At 59.1% G+C, this 14,840-nt stretch carries 11 protein-coding genes; 10 read left to right on the top strand and 1 reads right to left on the bottom strand.

Annotated features, from left to right (window positions below):
- The first annotated feature begins 105 nt into the window (after positions 1 to 105).
- Genes ABD796_RS18055 through ABD796_RS18040 form a run of 4 tightly spaced genes read left to right on the top strand, consistent with a single transcriptional unit; the run spans position 106 to position 3,976 of the window.
- On the top strand, positions 106 to 1,092 hold the full coding sequence (locus tag ABD796_RS18055; protein ID WP_344910069.1) for a Gfo/Idh/MocA family protein: 987 nt from the start codon (positions 106 to 108) through the stop codon (positions 1,090 to 1,092).
- Positions 1,093 to 1,122: 30 nt separating this feature from the next.
- On the top strand, positions 1,123 to 2,166 hold the full coding sequence (locus tag ABD796_RS18050) for a Gfo/Idh/MocA family protein (protein ID WP_344910067.1): 1,044 nt from the start codon (positions 1,123 to 1,125) through the stop codon (positions 2,164 to 2,166).
- A 2-nt stretch (positions 2,167 to 2,168) separates the two neighbouring features.
- On the top strand, positions 2,169 to 3,035 hold the full coding sequence (locus tag ABD796_RS18045; RefSeq protein ID WP_344910065.1) for a sugar phosphate isomerase/epimerase family protein: 867 nt from the start codon (positions 2,169 to 2,171) through the stop codon (positions 3,033 to 3,035).
- Between the two features lie 32 nt (positions 3,036 to 3,067).
- Positions 3,068 to 3,976, top strand: a complete 909-nt coding sequence (locus ABD796_RS18040) for a GNAT family N-acetyltransferase (RefSeq protein ID WP_344910063.1) — start codon at positions 3,068 to 3,070, stop codon at positions 3,974 to 3,976.
- 365 nt (positions 3,977 to 4,341) lie between these two features.
- Here ABD796_RS18040 and ABD796_RS18035 read toward each other — a convergent pair whose 3' ends face one another.
- The gene (locus ABD796_RS18035; RefSeq protein ID WP_344910061.1) at positions 4,342 to 6,624 is read right to left on the bottom strand and encodes a helix-turn-helix transcriptional regulator; all 2,283 of its coding nucleotides are present in this window, start codon (positions 6,622 to 6,624) and stop codon (positions 4,342 to 4,344) included.
- 372 nt (positions 6,625 to 6,996) lie between these two features.
- Between ABD796_RS18035 and ABD796_RS18030 the strand changes: the two genes are divergently transcribed.
- From ABD796_RS18030 to ABD796_RS18005, 6 genes are all read left to right on the top strand, one after another.
- The gene (locus tag ABD796_RS18030) at positions 6,997 to 8,667 is read left to right on the top strand and encodes an extracellular solute-binding protein (RefSeq protein ID WP_344910058.1); all 1,671 of its coding nucleotides are present in this window, start codon (positions 6,997 to 6,999) and stop codon (positions 8,665 to 8,667) included.
- Between the two features lie 152 nt (positions 8,668 to 8,819).
- Positions 8,820 to 9,716 carry an ABC transporter permease gene (locus tag ABD796_RS18025; RefSeq protein ID WP_344910055.1) on the top strand — a complete coding sequence of 299 codons (897 nt, stop codon included), beginning with the start codon at positions 8,820 to 8,822 and terminating at the stop codon, positions 9,714 to 9,716.
- 16 nt (positions 9,717 to 9,732) lie between these two features.
- Entirely contained in the window at positions 9,733 to 10,617 is an 885-nt protein-coding gene (locus tag ABD796_RS18020) for a carbohydrate ABC transporter permease (protein WP_344910053.1), read from the top strand.
- Positions 10,618 to 11,004: 387 nt separating this feature from the next.
- Positions 11,005 to 11,844 carry a diaminopimelate epimerase gene (gene dapF, locus ABD796_RS18015; RefSeq protein WP_344910051.1) on the top strand — a complete coding sequence of 280 codons (840 nt, stop codon included), beginning with the start codon at positions 11,005 to 11,007 and terminating at the stop codon, positions 11,842 to 11,844.
- Positions 11,845 to 11,882: 38 nt separating this feature from the next.
- Positions 11,883 to 13,796 carry a bifunctional homocysteine S-methyltransferase/methylenetetrahydrofolate reductase gene (locus ABD796_RS18010; protein WP_344910049.1) on the top strand — a complete coding sequence of 638 codons (1,914 nt, stop codon included), beginning with the start codon at positions 11,883 to 11,885 and terminating at the stop codon, positions 13,794 to 13,796.
- A gap of 152 nt (positions 13,797 to 13,948) precedes the next feature.
- Complete coding sequence (locus tag ABD796_RS18005) at positions 13,949 to 14,836, top strand: YicC/YloC family endoribonuclease (protein ID WP_344910047.1); 888 nt, start codon at positions 13,949 to 13,951, stop codon at positions 14,834 to 14,836.
- Positions 14,837 to 14,840: the final 4 nt, after the last annotated feature.

Raw genomic sequence — 14,840 nt, 5'->3', positions numbered from 1 at the left:
CAAAAGTGCAAATTTTCGGTTGTTTATGACAAAGCTTTTTGTCTCCTACTCCCGTTATGATAACGGTATCAAGCGGTTTTGAAATCGCGAGGGGAGAGATAGAATATGAGTAAAATTCGTACGGCCGTCGTCGGCCTGAACATGGGGTTGGCTCACGCTTATGCCTACAAGCTGGCGGAGCGTTCGGAGCTGCGCTGGGTCGTCGATCTCGACGAAGAGAAGGCCGCCAAGGTCGCTGCGGAGCTCGGCTGCAATTATACGACCGACTGGACGAAGATTCTCGACGACGTCGACGCGGTCAGCCTCTGCACGCCGCATCATCTGCACGCCTCGCAGTCGCTGACGGCCATCGCGGCAGGCAAGCATGTACTGCTCGAGAAGCCGCTCGCCAATTCCGAGGAGGATTGCCTGCAGGTCGTCCGCGCGGCGGAAGAAAACAACGTTAAGCTGATGCTTGCTTTCGTCGTACGCTTTTTGCCGGCGATCCGCAAGTTGAAAGAAGCGGTGGACAGCGGCAAGTACGGCCAACCGATCAGTGCGCAGGGGTGGGTTCAGGCATTTCTGCCTCCAGCGCCAGGTACATGGTTCGCCAGCAAGGAAAAGCTTGGCGGCGGCTGTCTATTCAGCCACGGCTGTCACTATATCGATATCCTGCTCTACCTGCTAGGAGAACCTAACCGGGTATCCCATTTCGGCTCCCGCGTGGGCACCGATTGGATGGAAGGAGAGGGCACGTCGCACGGACTTATCGAGTTCAAGAGCGGAGCTCTGGCCCATCTCGTCACGAGTTGGGGCATGAAGTACAGCAAGGCGCCGGCTAAATTCCAGATTCAGCTTACCGAAGGCTTCCTCGAGCTGGACAACAGCATGTGGAAGGTCACCGCCATATCGAAGGACGGGACGGAGACGCTGTATGAACGCCCGGCCGAATATCCGAACCGCCAAGGCCAGAACGTTCTGTTCGAAATCGAGCATTTCCTGGAAAGTATTGCCACCGGGCAGCGTCCAGAGACGGACGGCTACGAAATTTTGAAATCCCACCGGACCATATGGGCCATGTACGGGAGCGAGGGCGTACCGGTTACGGTATAATCGATATAAGGCAAAGGAGACAGAGGATCGATGACAATCAAGGTCGGTTTGATCGGCTGCGGGCTGATGGGCTCGCTGCATGCGCGCACGCTGCATACGCTGCCGGGAGTGAAGGTGGCCGCGGTGCATAACCGTACGCGGGAAAAGGCGGAAGCGCTGGCCGCCGAAGTAGGCGCGACCGTGTACGATTCGTACGAAGCGCTGCTCGAGCAGGATTTGGACGCGGTATGGGTGGCGACGCCGGACCATCTTCACGTAGAAGCGTCCAAGGCGGTGCTGGAATCGGGCAAGCATCTGTTCCTGGAGAAAGCGCTTGCTACGTCTGTGGCCGACGGTGCGGAGATTGTAGCAGCCGGCGCCAGGCATCCGGAATTGAAGGCGATGGTCGCCTACCCGCTACGCTTCTCCCCCGTTTACCGGGCAATGAAGGAGGCGCTGTCGCGAGCCGATGCCGGAGAGCCGATTCAAGCCTGGTCGATGCGTACCCACTTCCTCGACCCGAATCAGCGCGTATACGACAAGTATCGCGACCATTATTACGATACGCCGAATTGGTATTTCGACGACGTGACCGCGAAGGGACCGATTTTCTCCCACGGCTCGCACGATTACGATCTGTTGACCTGGATGTGCGGGGAAGTGGAATCCGTCTTCGCCTACGGCGGCACGTATTTGCTTCCTCCCGGCAGCGTCGCTGACGCTTTCACCGTATCGCTGCGCTTTGCGAACGGTGGTATCGGTCAAGTGAGCACGCCGTGGGTGACGCGCGTCGAGTACGACATTACCGGCGTAGCGACGGAGAAGCTGACCGCCGTCAACAATAACGGCGAGCTGCTCGTTAAGGACGACGACGGCCCGCAGCGGACGACGTCGTTCGCTGACAACGACATGTGGGTCCGGCTGAACAGCCATTTCATCGAATGTATCCGCGAAGACAAGCAGCCGCTTATTTCGCTGGCGGACGGCTTGCGGGTCATCGCCGTTTCCGAAGCGGCCTACCGTTCCCTAAAAGAGCGACGCGAGGTGGCGGTCGATTATTCGGCGCTGCGCAGCGCCGTGCAGAACGGGGTGTGACGATGAAACCATCCGTCAAACTTGCCTGCATGAGCTGGATTTATATGAAGCATCCGTTCGAGCGGGCTCTGGAATCGATCGCGCGCACCGGGTACAAATACGTATCGTTCGGCTTGCCCCACGAAGGCAAGCCGGCCTTCGACGACGCCGCGCCGGGGGAGGCGGAGCGCATCTCTGCATTGCTGGACCGGTACGGGCTGAAGCCGGTTACGCTCGTCAGCACGGATGTACTGAAGCCGGGTCAACCGCTTGAGCGGGCGATCCAGCGGCTCGAGTTCGCCAAAGCGATCGGCGTGGAGGAGCTGCTGTCGCTCGGCACGACGAGCTATACGCGGTTTCCGGATGAGCCGAAAAGCGAGGAAGAGATGAAGCCGCTTAACGACGCTTTTGCCGAGAAATACCGGCAAATCGGCGAGGAGGCCGGCAAGCGCGGCATCGTCGTTACGATCAAGCCGCATACGGGCAATACGGCGACGGCTGCCGTCATCGCGGACACGCTGCGCCAGATCGGCTCCCCGCACGTGCGGGCCAGCTACGACCCGGGCAACGTGCGGTTTTACGAGGGCGTCGAGACGGCGGACGACTTGCCGATTATCGCCGGCGATACCGTCTCGCTAGTAGCCAAAGACCATAGCGGCGATCGGGCCGAACTGAATTTCCCGATTCCCGGGGAAGGTGACATCCGGTTTCCGTCGCTGTTCGCGACGCTGCGGTCGGCCGGATTCACGGGTTCCGTCGTAGTGGAGCGGCTCGACGGGGAGAAGGGGACTTACCATGCGGGTATTCCGATCGAGCAGCTTGACGAGCGGGTGCTGCAAGCCCGGATCAATCTGACCCGTCTGTTGGAAGAAGCGGGCTTTGACGTATAACGAATAATGGCATATCGAAGGGGGAAGCGCGAATGGAACCTCTGGAGGCAAACTCCATAGAAATACGGCGACTGGCCGACTGCACATTTCGTCAGGCGGTCGAGCTGTGGAACCTCGGTTTTTCCGGTTATTATTCGGATATGTCGGTGACATTGGAGCAATTCGTAACCAGGTTGGGGCGGGAATCGATCCGTCCCGACCTTTCGGTCGCTGCGTTTGCCGGAGAGGAGCCGGCCGGCTTCGTGCTCGTCGCGAAGAAGACGGTAGACGGGGTTGGCATCGTGTGGAACGGGGGGACGGGAGTCAGTCCAAGTCAGCGGGGCAAAGGCTTGGCCAAGCTGCTCATGCGCGAGGCGGTGGAGGCTATGCGAGAGAGCGGAGCGAGTACGGGGCTGCTGGAGGTCGTGCAGAAAAATGCCGGCGCGATCGCCGCCTACGAGAGTGCAGGCTTCCGGATTCGCGACGGGCTGATCGGTGCGAAGCGCTCGGGAACGCTTGCGGGAGCGCTCTCCGCCGATTTGGCTGCAGCGCCTTATCCGATCGGCCGAGCGAAGCCGAAGCATATCGCCAAGCTGCCCTTCTTTCGCAAGGAGACGGCTTGGTCGCCCGCCTGGTTCAATAATCCCGATGCGGATGGCATCATTCTCTTCGATCAGAACGGCGCTGTCGGCGCCTATGCGATCGTGCGCAGGACGTACGCCGACAGCGGCAAGCTAACCGGGATTACGCTGTTGCAATGCTCGGCCGATCCGGCGCGGGCCGACCGCAAGGAGCTGCTGCATGCGGCGCTAGCGGCGGCATTCGGTCCGTTCGAGGAAGACTGCGTACGGTTGACGGATAATGTGTCCATGGCCGACGATGCATTGGTCGAATGGCTGGACAAAGCGGGCTTCGAGACGGTGTACACGCAGTATTTGATGACGGTGGAGCTTAAGGGGTAACCGTCCGTCCCCGCCGATACGGTCCGCGGGATTTTGCGGGCGGACGCCGCAGGCGGGCCGATACGGCATACAAGGTCTTTCGCGCGTTTCCATGCGGAAGGCCTTTTTGCCGTATCCGTGCAAGCCTCGCCGGGCGTGCTGCCGCCGGCGCGACGGCGCCCTGCCCGTAACCGTATCAAGACCGCGCAGCCCGTCGGCAACTCCCTGGACCGCAATCCCGTACCTTAGCTTCGTTCCACAGCTTCATTCTGCGGTCCCGGATCGCAGCCCCTTACGTGCAGCCCGCCGAAGGATCCTCACTATGCGCCGTCATGTTCGGCTCCGGCCCATTCGCGAAACCGCTTGAGGTCTTGCTCCATCCCCGGTCAGGAAGCCGAGCCGGGCTTCTCCTCCGTCTGTTTGCCATCCGCACCTTCCCCGTCCCCAAATCGATGCAGCCGCCGGAATTCGCCGGGCGGCAAACCGGCGGTTTTCTTGAACATGCGAATGAACGAATTTACATTGAAATAGCCGACCCGCTCCGCCACCTCCTGTATTTTGCAATCGGACGATTGCAGCAGTTCCTTGGCTTTCTGCATGCGCAGCTCGTTCACGTATTCGGAGAAATTCATGCCGGTCTGCTCCTTAAACTGCTTCGACATATAGCCGGGCGACATATTCAGCCGGTCGGCGACCGTCTCCAGCGAAATATCTTCATGGTAATGCCGGTTCAAATAATCGAGCATCAGCTGCTTGACCGGATGGCTCTCCTCTTTGCGCCGCTGAACGAGCGCCACCGCGCGTCCCAAGAACGCTTCGAAAAAATTCGTGAAATCGCCGATGCTCGCGCACGACTGAATGTCCTCGTACGGAGACCGGTCTTCGAACATACCGCTGATATCGTGCTTCATGGCGATCAGCGCGGCCATCGTCTTGGCAGTCGCTTCTTTGGCGAAATCGACATACTGGGCAGCGGGGCTGTTTCGCTTCTCCATGGCGTACAATGCCCGCTTGACGATATCCAGGACGGCCGCCTCGTTGCCGGCCTGCAGATGGGCGGCGAACTCCCGCTCCTGGGCGGGCATGAAGCCGATATGCATCGTCTGCTGCGGCTCGTAGTCCAGGATCAGCTCCGCTTCGCCGTTGAGCTTGCGCTGCTGGACCATGGCGCGGGCCATTTCATAAGCGGCCGTAAATCCGGTCGGCTCGTGCAGCTCGGGGTGGAAGGCGATCGTCAGGAGGCAGTACGCCCGGTCGCGGTCGAATACGCCCTTGATCGATTCGAGCGTGCGAATAAGCTGCTCGGCCGGTTCGTCTGTGAATACGATCGTCATGATCTCGTCCTGCTCGGCCTGGAGCGTAATCGTGTCCGGGAACTGCTCGGACAGGCTGGCATCGATATATTCCTTCATCAGAAAAGCGGCCCGCTTCGGCTCGACAGCAAGCGTCTGGTGAAATTGGCGGGTGAGCGTCATCCGGAACAGGACGAGATAAAACGGCTTGTTCGTGTCGGCCAGCTCGTTGTCGGCGGAATAAATGTTTTTCAGTTTGTTGATAAAGCCGACATGCCGCAGCTTATCGGTTTTGTCGTTAAGATCGTCGTGAATGTCGCGATTCAGCCGCAGAATGCCTTTGATTTTATCGTGAATGAAGTTGAATTCGTCGATTTTGCTGCGCAGCCGGCGGTCCGGGTTAGCCTCCTCGATCGTATCGATGATGTTGCGCACCGGCGTATGGAAGCCGACGGAGACGACGACCGACACGGCGACGCTCATCGCCGCGGCGAGCGACAGGACGGCCAGCAGGACGACCTTGAGGCGCGAAGCCTCTTGGGCGAGGCTATCGTCGGAGATGACGTTCATATACGTCAAGCCCGTCGCGCCTTTCGTATAGAAATAGTAGCTGTTGTCCAGCTTGAAATAGTCGCTGCGCTCCATCAGCTTGTCGGCCAGTTTTGACGGCAGCTCCTCGTCCGTGGAGCGGTACAGCAGCTTTCCCTGCGCGTTCAGCACATAAAATCGCTTATCGATAGAGTTGTGGAAGGAGCGGAACATTTTACCGGCGTCGAGCAGTACGGCGATATACAGCGCGTCGTTGAGCTTATTGCGCAGCACGAGCGGCATGTACGAGCCGGAGCGGTTGTAGGGGCCGTCGGAGAATGACGACTGCGGAAACAGCTCGAGCGTCTCCGAGCCGTTCAACTGCCCTGTCCAGAAGGCCGGTCCGTAGTCCGGGCTCGTATAGATGCGGGAGAACGTCTCGTCGGTCCGTCCCGGGCCATGCTTGTCGATGACGAAATTGTTTTTGCCGAACTGCATGACGACATTGTCCAGAAACAGCAGCTCATTGTTCAAAATGTTGCGGATTTCTTCCACAACGAGATTGACCGGCTCGAATTGCTCGGAATTGGCCAGCTCGGACAAGAGCACAACCTTCGGGTTGAAGTACAGCCTGGCGATCGTGCTTTGCACGATGCGGATATGGTTGTCGTAGCGCTCGGCGGTCACTTCCACGTTTTGACGGTTGTACTTGATTACTTCGTCCTGTATATTTTCGCTGAAGTAAGCGAAGGAAAACAGGTTGAAGGAGAGAAGTATCAAGATAACGGATATAAATCCGCCCAACAGCTTAATGAACAGCGAGTTCCGTTTCAGCTTGAACGTAATCAAGTGCATTCGCCCCTTTATCGTCCCTTTATCCGCCGCTCTGGAGCGGACGGTCAGACGGCCTGCTGCGGGCCGACCTGAACGGATAGCGCTTACAAAACCGGGTTTGCGCCCTTCTTATCTATTGTAGCGCATCCTTTCCTCCGATCAATATGCAATTGAGGCTCTCCTATGCAATATCGGCGATTAGCCGCAAAAGCGTACTGGCGGCGAAATTACGGATAGCGGACAGGCTTGTCCCGGTGCGATGATGATGTCCGAGGGAACCTCTCATACGGTTTTGGGTCAAAGGAGGCGAAGGGGGACGGCACCGCAAGCGGTACGGATAGTCATAGAGAGGAATTAAGCCCTATCATCCGAAGGAGGCAGGCGAATATGAACAAGACGGTTGCGGCCGCGCTGGCCGGCGTATTAAGCGTGACGGCGGCTTTGGCAGGATGCAGTTCCGGCAGCGGAGACAAAGCGGGTAATCCGGGAACGGCGGCGACGCCTCCGGCCGATACGAAGTCGGCGACCAAAGGCTTGCCGGACAAATTCGATCCTCCGGTCAAGCTGAGCACCGCCAGCTTCAACTACGGGGTTCCCAAATTCGTTCAAGGGGACGATGTGAACAACAATCCGTGGTCGCGGTATTTAAAGGATACGGCCGGCATCGAGGTCAATACGATCTGGGACGGCCCGCGAAAGGAGCTGGAACAGAAGCTGAATCTGATGATGTCCTCGGGCGACGTTCCCGACTTTTTCCTCGCCACGCCGGAGCAGTTCGCGCAATTGAACAAGGCCGGGCTGCTGGAGGATATGACCCAGGTGTACAACCAGTATGCGACCGATACGATCCGGCAGGTCATGAAGGATGCCGGGCCGGAGCCGATGCAGGCGGCGACTGTTGGCGGCAAGCTGATGGGCATTCCGTTCACCGGCGTGGCGAAAGAATCCGTACCGGTGGTCTGGATTCGCGAAGACTGGATGAAGGCGCTCGGGCTGTCGGGGCCGAAAACGATGGCCGATCTGCTCGCCATTTCGGAAGCGTTTACAACGAAAGACCCGGACGGCAATGGCAAAAACGATACGTACGGACTGGCGATCGACAAGGACATCGGCCTGATCAACGGGTTTCTAAACGGCTTTCATGCGTACAAGGGCATCTGGATCAAGGATAAGGACGGCAAGCTGGCGTACAGCTCGATTCAGCCGGAGATGAAGACGGCGCTTGCCAAGCTGCAGGACATGTACAAAGCCGGACAGATCGACAAGGAGTTCGGCGTCAAGGATGCGACCAAGGTGAATGAAAGCTTCGGCAGCAACAAGCTGGGCATTTATTACGGATCGCTGACGGCCGGCTTCGCGCCGCTGTCGACACAGACGCCGAAGGTGCGCTGGCTGCCGTTCCCCGCGCCATCGATTGACGCCGCGCCAGCGAAGCTGCAATACGGGCTGAATATTTTCAGCGGCTTCTGGGTCGTCAAGAAAGGCGTGAAAAACCCCGAAGCGGTGCTGAAGATGGCCGATATATGGCTGCAGCTGTTTTATTTGAACACGAAGGACGACGTTTACGGCAAATACAACGACAGCAACGGCATCTCCCATTGGACGAATGCGCCGGTCAAAATCTACAAGCCGTTCAAAAACGCGGAAATCTCCGTCCATCTTGAGCCGCTGCTCAAAAGCTCTGCGAAAGCCGACGAAGCGACGCTGGCGAAGCTGACTCCGGAGGAACGGGGCGAGTACGCCAAAATTCTAGAGTACCGCGCGGGAACCGGCGATTCGTGGAAGGAAGGCTCGCGCAGCGACAGCTGGGGCGCGGGGCCGATCATCAACAACATCTATTTGAAGGAAGACCGCTTTATGCCCGATCAGTTCATTACGGTGCCGACGCCAACGATGGTCCAGAAGAAAGCGAACCTCGACAAGATGGAGCTGGAGATGATGACGAAGATCGTGCTCGGCGGTCCGCTCGACGCCTTCGATACGTTCGTGAAGGACTGGAAGCGGCTGGGCGGAGACGATATGACGAAAGAAGTTAACGACTGGTACGCCAAAAAATAAGCTGCGGCCTCGGCAGGGGGGGCGGAACGTCCGCCGCTTCCCGCTGCCCGAGGCCGACCGGTTTTCCGCCGCTTCGTTTGTCAAGCGCTACGGCGCCGCGTGCGGACTTTGACGCGAACTGCATTTGCTTTCAGGATCGGGAGGGTTGACCCATGCTTCGCAGACTGAGGTCGGAATGGCCGTTTCATTTGATGCTCGTGCCGGGACTCCTCATTATACTCGTCTACAGCTACGGCCCGATGGCCGGTATCGTGATGGCGTTTCAAAACTTCGTCCCGGTGTTCGGCTTGTGGAAATCGGATTGGGTGGGCTTCGACAATTTCGCGTATGTGTTCAGCTTGCCGGATACGCTCAAGGTCGTATGGAATACGCTGGCGATTGCGATCATGAAGATCGCCGCGGGACTCGTCGCCCCGGTCGCGACTTCGCTGCTGCTGAACGAGGTGCGTCAAAAATGGTTCAAACGCAGCGTGCAGACGCTCGTGTACATGCCCCATTTTTTATCGTGGATTATCGTGGGCGGCATTCTGATCAACATTTTGTCCCCCACGCAAGGAATCGTTAATGACGTTCTGTCGCTGTTCGGCGTCGAGCCGGTTTATTTTCTCGGCGATAACCGCTGGTTCCGGTACGTGCTGGTCGTCTCGAACGAGTGGAAGGAGTTCGGCTTCGCGACGATCGTCTATTTGGCCGCGCTGACCTCGATCGATCCTTCCCTCTACGAGGCGGCCGTCGTCGACGGAGCGGCACGCTGGCGGCAGACTTGGCATATTACGCTGCCCGGCATGCGTCCGGTCATCGTGCTGATGGCGACGCTCAGCCTCGGCAGCGTGTTAAACGCGGGCTTTGATCAGGTGTTCGTGCTGTACAGCCCGCAGGTATACGAGACCGGCGATATTATCGATACGATGGTGTACCGGATGGGGCTTCAGCAGATGCAGTACAGCGTGGCGACGGCGGTCGGTCTGTTCAAGTCGGTCGTGTCGCTGCTGCTGATCAGCGTCTCGTATTGGCTGGCTTACCGGTTTGCCAACTACCGGATATTTTGAATGGAGGAGAAGCCGGATGGTGGAAGACCGCTCTTGGGGACGCCGGCTGTTTATGGCCGTCAACCTGTTGTTTCTGGGCGCGCTCGCCCTGATGTGCATCCTGCCCCTCGTCCACGTGCTGGCCATCTCGTTCAGCTCGAATACGGCTGCCTCGGCGGGGCTGGTCAAGCTGTGGCCGGTCGATTTTAATACGAAATCGTACGAATACGTGCTTCGCCAGGACGCGTTCCTGCGCTCGCTGCTCGTATCGGTGAAACGGGTTGTGCTCGGCACGGCGGTCAATATGGTGCTGATCGTACTGACGGCGTACCCGCTGTCAAAGGAAGTGCAGGCGTTTCGGATGCGCACGATTTACGTATGGCTGTTTTTTTTGACGATTTTGTTCGGGGGCGGACTGGTGCCGACCTATATGGTCGTCCAGCAGACCGGCATTATGAATACGATCTGGGCGCTCATTCTGCCCGGGGCCGTGCCGGTGTTCAGCGTCGTGCTGCTGCTTAACTTCTTCCGCGGCTTGCCGAAGGAGCTGGAGGAGGCTTCGCTGATCGACGGCGCAGGACAGTTCACGATCATGTGGCGGGTGTTCGTGCCGCTGTCGACGCCGGCGCTCGCCACGCTGTCGCTGTTCTCGATCGTCGGCCATTGGAACGCCTGGTTCGACGGCCTTATCTACATGCATACGCCGGATCGGTATCCGCTGCAATCGTACTTGCAGACGGTCATCATTCAGCAGGATTTGCAGCAGCTGTCGATGACCGACGACAACCTGCTCAAGCTGATTTCGGACCGGACGTTCAGCGCGGCGCAAATTTTCCTCGGGGCGCTGCCGATTTTGCTCGTCTATCCGTTTTTGCAAAAGTATTTCATGAAGGGCATCGTGCTCGGCAGCGTGAAAGGGTAGGCTGGGGCAGGAGGGAGGTTCTTGATCGGCAAGAGCTGTGCGGTGAACGGCTGCGATTGGGCGCCGACATGCGGCCGCATCGAGTAACGGGCAGGGCCGGGGACGGAAGGCGATACGCTTTCTGCGCTCCGGCCATTTTGGCTTGCTTGTAGAGACGGAGCGGGGCGTAGCCTGCGCTGACTGCGATACGCCGCTTCCGGACGCTAGCGGCGGGGATAAACGCGGCTGGTCTGGCCGTTTCGGCCATTATTGCCGATGAGCGCGAACCTGCGGGGCTAATGCCGCAATTTTCTCGCTCGCGAACGCTCTCGCTTACGAAATCACTAGGCATGACGTTCAATATGCTCTATAATAGGTCTAATCCAACGATAGAGCAGGGGATATCACATGAATTTTACGAAAATGCATGGGCTTGGCAACGATTTTATCGTCGTTTACGGGGAAGCCGCTTTACCGGACGACGCCTCCGAAACGGCGGTGCGGGTATGCAACCGTTTTTTCGGAATTGGTGCGGACGGACTCGTCTTTATATTGCCTTCCGACAAGGCCGATTTTCAAATGCGCATTATTAATTCCGACGGGTCCGAGGCGGAGCAATGCGGCAATGCGATCCGCTGTGTGGCCAAATATGTATACGATAACGGTCTGACAAATAAAACGGAGCTGGCGATCGAAACGATTGGCGCCGGCGTCCAGCCGATCGTGCTGAACGTGCGGGACGGACGGGTGCAAACCGTGCGCGTCGATATGGGGGAACCAATCCTGAACGGGCTGTCGATCCCGACAAGCCTGGACGCGGACCGGGTTATCGGCCACCCGGTCGAGGCGGACGGGACGGAGTTCCGCTTTACCGCCGTTTCGATGGGCAACCCGCATTGCGTGATCTATGTGGATGACGCGCCGGGCTTCGATCTGTACCGCTACGGTCCGCTGCTCGAGAATAATGAGCTTTTTCCGAAGCGGATCAACGTGGAATTCGCCACGGTCCGTTCGCGGACGCAGATCGACATGCGCGTATGGGAGCGCGGAGCCGGGCCTACGCTCGCCTGCGGCACCGGAGCGTGCGCCACGCTGGTTGCGGCCGTTCTGGACGGCAAGACGGAGCGCCGGGCGATCGTGTCGCTCAAGGGCGGCGATCTCGATATCGAATGGAGCGAAGCGGACAACCGGGTGTATATGACCGGACCGGCGGAGATCGTCTATCGCGGAGAGCTGGCCGGCCGTTAAGCTGGATCCATATATAGAAAGAACGGGTGAGGACTAGGATGAGAGCGGATTTGCGGGAAGCGCTCGCCGAGCGCGTGCTGATCGGCGACGGGGCAATGGGGACGTTGTTGTATCAGCTCGGGTTTCCGGTTGGCGTTTCCTACGAGGAATACAATTTGCTGAAGCCGGACGTAATCGGCGACGTGCATCGCCGGTATTACGAGGCGGGAGCGCGGCTGATCGAGACGAATACGTTCTCGGCCAATCGCGAGAAGCTGTCCAAGTTCGGATTGGAGCACGAGGTCGCGGCGATCAACAAGGCCGGGGTAGCGATCGCCCGGCAGGTCGTCGGCCAGGACGCCTATGTCGTTGGCGCCGTTGGCTCGATCCGGGCGGCGCGCCGCCGGAACATTGCAACGGAGCAGCTGGAGAACGATTTTCGCGAGCAGATCGAGGCGTTGCTGGAAGGCGGCGTGGACGGACTGCTGCTGGAGACGTTCTACGATTTGGAGGAAATGCTCCTTGTGGTCGACGTCGCGCGCAAGCTGACCGCGCTGCCGATCATCGGCCAATTCGCCACCGACGGCGGGGCGACGACGAACGACGGCATCGGCTATAACGAGGCGTTTCAACGGCTCCGCGACGCCGGGGCGGACGTTCTCGGCTTCAACTGCCACAGCGGGCCGACCGGCATCCTGCGGACGATGGAGAAGCTGACGCCGCCGGCCGACGTGCCGCTGTCCATCTTTCCAAACGCCGGACTTCCCGGCTATGTCGACGGGGAATATGTGTTCGGCTCCAAGCCGGACTACTTTGCGGAGAACGCTAAGAAGTTCGCCGATCAAGGGGCTCGACTGATCGGCGGCTGCTGCGGAACGACGCCGGAGCACATTGCCGCCATGGCGAAAGCGCTGAGCGGGTATGAGCCGAAAGCGGCGCCGAAAACCGCTGCGGCGCCCGACGCCGAGCCAGCGGCGAAGGAAACGGGCGGGGGCGATTCTCACGCCGCCGCCGTCGTGGCGGAGACCGCGCCAGCGCAGCCTGTCGCCACTCAGGCGAAGGAAGCACGCGAGCCGTCGCTGATCGAGCTGGTCAAGCAGCGCCATACCGTTATCGTGGAATGGGATACGCCACGGGATCTGGATATCGGCAAGTTTATGGAGGGGGCCAAGGCGCTTCAGGAAGTGGGCGTCGACTCGGTGACGATGGCCGATAACGCGCTGGCCGTTACGCGTATGAGCAACATGCCGCTCGGCTTCCTGCTGAAGGAGCGGCTCGGCATCCGGCCGCTGCTGCATATCGCCTGCCGCGACCGCAACCTGATCGGCACGCAATCGCACCTGATGGGCATGCATGCGATCGGACTCGACCATACGCTGGTGATTACCGGCGATCCTTCGCGATTCGGCGACTTGCCGGGGTCCAGCTCGGTATACGACATGACGTCGTTCGAGATGATCCGGCTGATCAAGCAGTTGAACGAAGGCATCGCCTTTTCGGGAAAGCCGCTCAAGCATAAAGCGAAGTTTATCGTCGGAGCGGCGTTCAACCCGAACGTCAAATATTTGGAGAAAGCCGTTCAGCGGCTGGAGAAAAAAATCGAGGCCGGGGCCGACTTCGTTATGACTCAGCCGGTGTACGACGCTAAGCTGATCGAGAACGTCCACGAGCTGACGAAGCATCTGGATATCCCGATTTTTATGGGCTTGATGCCGATCGTCAGCGAGGGGAACGCAACCTTCCTGCACAACGAAGTTCCGGGCATTCAGCTTTCCGAAGAAGTGCGCCGGCGGATGAGCGGGCTGAGCGGCGAGCGGGGGCGCGCCGAGGGGGTGCAGATCGGCAAGGAGCTGCTTGACGCCGCGCTGCCGAGGTTCAACGGCATCTATTTGATGACGCCGATGCATTTTTACGATATGAGCGCGCAGCTGACCCGTTACGTATGGGAAAAAACCGGAAAGCGGCAAGCTTGAGTTTCAAACGTTCGGAAGCGTGCGAGAATTGGGGCTTGACTTGGCAAAACGGCCTTGGATCGCCCCAGATTGCCGCTAATCGGCTTTAATGCGGATTTCTACTTGTCCGCATGTATAAAATGCTTTAGAATAAGGTAATGGATGTGATCCGCATGATTCGCAGCATGACCGGATTCGGCCAGCACGGTCTTGTCTCCGGCGGCTATCGGCTGCACGCCGAGGTAAGGTCGGTCAATCACCGTTACGCGGAAATAGCAGTTCGAATCCCCCGCGAGTGGCTCTCGTTGGAAGACGAAGTGAAGCGGGAGATTCAGCATGCCGTCAGGCGCGGTAAGGTGGAAGCGTTCGTCACGATCGAGAAGGAAGCGGGAGAGACGAAGCGCGTCGAGATCGACTGGACTGCAGCCGAGCGTTACGTTCAAGCGGCCGGGGAGCTGAAGGCGCGGTTCGGTCTGACCGACTCGCTAAGCCTGAAGGATCTGCTGACGCTCCCCGACGTGCTCGTCATCCGCGAAACGAAAAGCGACGCGGAGGCGTTGACCGGACCGCTGCTCGACTGCGTGCGCGAAGCCGTCGGCGCCATGGTGCGTATGCGGGAAACGGAAGGGACGCGGCTGTCGATGTACGTCCACGAATGTCTCGTTCGTCTTGAACGGCTGCATGGCGAGATGGCGGAGACGGCCGCAGGCACGGCCGAGGAGCATATGACCAAGCTGCGGACGCGTCTGACGGCGCTGCTGGGAGACGCGGCGGCGATACGGCCCGACGATCCCCGACTGGTCACCGAGGTGGCCTTAATGGCCGACAAATGCGACATCGGCGAAGAGCTGAGCCGGCTGTCCAGTCATTTCGAGCAGTGCCGGTCGCTGCTTGCCGCCGATGAGCCGGCAGGCCGCCGATTCGATTTTCTGGTTCAGGAAATGAACCGGGAAGTGAATACGATCGGCTCGAAATCGAACAGGCTGGAGTTCGCGGGCCAGGTCATCGAGATGAAGGCGGAGTTGGAAAAGATGCGCGAGCAAGCGCAAAATATCGAATAACGCC

It is taken from the genome of Paenibacillus hodogayensis (genome assembly GCF_039536325.1).
GTDB classification, from domain to species: domain Bacteria; phylum Bacillota; class Bacilli; order Paenibacillales; family NBRC-103111; genus Paenibacillus_AB; species Paenibacillus_AB hodogayensis.
Note: the sequence above shows the minus strand (reverse complement) of the source record. Positions and strands in the feature narration are given on the sequence as shown.

Excerpts from the sequence above, each read along its gene's own strand:
- ABD796_RS18055 (WP_344910069.1), top strand. The coding sequence starts at position 106 with ATGAGTAAAATTCGTACGGCCGTCGTCGGCCTGAACATGGGGTTGGCT.
- ABD796_RS18050 (WP_344910067.1), top strand. The coding sequence starts at position 1,123 with ATGACAATCAAGGTCGGTTTGATCGGCTGCGGGCTGATGGGCTCGCTG.
- ABD796_RS18045 (WP_344910065.1), top strand. The coding sequence starts at position 2,169 with ATGAAACCATCCGTCAAACTTGCCTGCATGAGCTGGATTTATATGAAG.
- ABD796_RS18040 (WP_344910063.1), top strand. The coding sequence starts at position 3,068 with ATGGAACCTCTGGAGGCAAACTCCATAGAAATACGGCGACTGGCCGAC.
- ABD796_RS18030 (WP_344910058.1), top strand. The coding sequence starts at position 6,997 with ATGAACAAGACGGTTGCGGCCGCGCTGGCCGGCGTATTAAGCGTGACG.
- ABD796_RS18025 (WP_344910055.1), top strand. The coding sequence starts at position 8,820 with ATGCTTCGCAGACTGAGGTCGGAATGGCCGTTTCATTTGATGCTCGTG.
- ABD796_RS18020 (WP_344910053.1), top strand. The coding sequence starts at position 9,733 with ATGGTGGAAGACCGCTCTTGGGGACGCCGGCTGTTTATGGCCGTCAAC.
- dapF (WP_344910051.1), top strand. The coding sequence starts at position 11,005 with ATGAATTTTACGAAAATGCATGGGCTTGGCAACGATTTTATCGTCGTT.
- ABD796_RS18010 (WP_344910049.1), top strand. The coding sequence starts at position 11,883 with ATGAGAGCGGATTTGCGGGAAGCGCTCGCCGAGCGCGTGCTGATCGGC.
- ABD796_RS18005 (WP_344910047.1), top strand. The coding sequence starts at position 13,949 with ATGATTCGCAGCATGACCGGATTCGGCCAGCACGGTCTTGTCTCCGGC.